The organism is Antrihabitans stalagmiti, assembly GCF_016482825.1.
GTDB classification, from domain to species: Bacteria; Actinomycetota; Actinomycetes; order Mycobacteriales; family Mycobacteriaceae; genus Antrihabitans; species Antrihabitans stalagmiti.
This window is the reverse complement of sequence record NZ_JAEMNV010000038.1, coordinates 1-1,456: the sequence shown is the minus strand read 5'-3', so window position 1 is coordinate 1,456 and position 1,456 is coordinate 1. Positions and strand designations below refer to the sequence as shown.

1 protein-coding gene is annotated in these 1,456 nt (G+C 59.9%); it reads right to left on the bottom strand.

What is annotated here, in order from left to right; all coding sequences use genetic code 11:
• Positions 1–158 precede the first annotated feature (158 nt).
• Positions 159–1,184, bottom strand: a complete 1,026-nt coding sequence (locus tag JGU71_RS30665; protein ID WP_046543588.1) for an IS110 family RNA-guided transposase — start codon at positions 1,182–1,184, stop codon at positions 159–161.
• Positions 1,185–1,456 lie beyond the last annotated feature (272 nt).

Below are 1,456 nucleotides of genomic sequence, written 5' to 3'. Positions count from 1 at the left end.
AGCCGCGCCGGGCAAACCTCAAAAAGCCCACAGCATTGAGGTGCTGTTTTTTGTGTCAGGTTACTTGCCCGGCCGTTGAGTCGTTTATGCCTTCACGTATCTCGCGTCGCAAAACCAGAGGTGACTACTGAAACTGAAGCCGTAAGCGATAGGAAGCGTCAGACTGAGGGAACAGCCTCGATGCTCCGGTAGTGTGTCCCTTTGGCGAGGATGGCCCAGGCGATCCTCGCCAGTTTGTTGGCCAGGGCACAGGCCACCACGTTCGAGTGTCGCCGCGCCAACAGGCTGCGAATCCAGACGCCCAATGCATCCGTGCGGTGCTCGATGCGCTGCATGATGGCCCGCGCACATTGCACCAGCAATCGTCGCAGTTCCTTGTCGCCACGCTTGCTGATGCCCAGTAGCGTTGGTTTGCCGCCGGTGCTGTACTGCCGCGGCACCAGACCAACCGAAGCTGCAAACTGCCTTGCTGAGCCATATTGCTGGGCATCGCCCAACTCAGACATCAACACGCTGGCGGTCATCGGGCCAATGCCAGGAATCTCGAGCAGTCGTTCACTGCGTTCATCCTCGTGTAGCTGGGTAAGCAACTCACGTTCGAGCTGGTGGATCTGCTCGTCCAGATACTTGAAGTGCGCCTGCAAACGTTCGAGCACGACCACCAGCCTCGGCGGCAACGATTCTGCCTCGAGCACGGCAGGCAGTCGCCGGATCACTGCCATGCCGCGCGGCAAGCTGATACCGAACTCCAACAGAAACGCATGAATCTGATTGATCGTGCCGGTGCGGTCACGCACCAGCCGCTCGCGCACACGGTGCAAGGCTGAAACGATTTGCTGGGCTTCGTTGTGCGGGCTCACGAAACGCATGCTCGAACGAGCGGCTGCTTCGCAGATCGCCTGGGCGTCCGCGAAATCGTTCTTGTTGCCTTGCCGGAACGGTTTGACGAATTGCGGAGAAATCAGCTTGGCCTCATGGCCCAGCGCTTGAAGTCGACGTGCGATCCAGTGAGCACCGGCGCAGGCCTCCATGACCACAATGCAACGCGGAAAATTGCCCAGCAGCGTGAACATCTGGCTACGCGTGAGCTTTTTACGGAACACCATCCTGCCTGACGCATCCTGTCCATGCAGGTGGAAGCAGTGCTTGCCGAGATCGATTCCGATCAGCGATACCGTGTCCATGATGGCCCTCCAGAAGGACAAAATCCTCACTCAGCGTAGTCCACTGAGTGAGGATCGGGCTGACCATCCTATTAAGCCCGCCGGCAGGCTTGCGCTTGCGGGCGGGCAAAGACACCTCGGGCAGACCCGCGCGGGTGTCGCGTGAAGAACGGAGAACCGGGTTACATCAGAACTTGTGGCGCAGCGCGACGCGCACGGCCACCTGGTTCGACGTCGACGACGGCGCGTCGGTCCCGGGGATGAACGCGTTGTCGAGGATCGAGTTCGTCTTG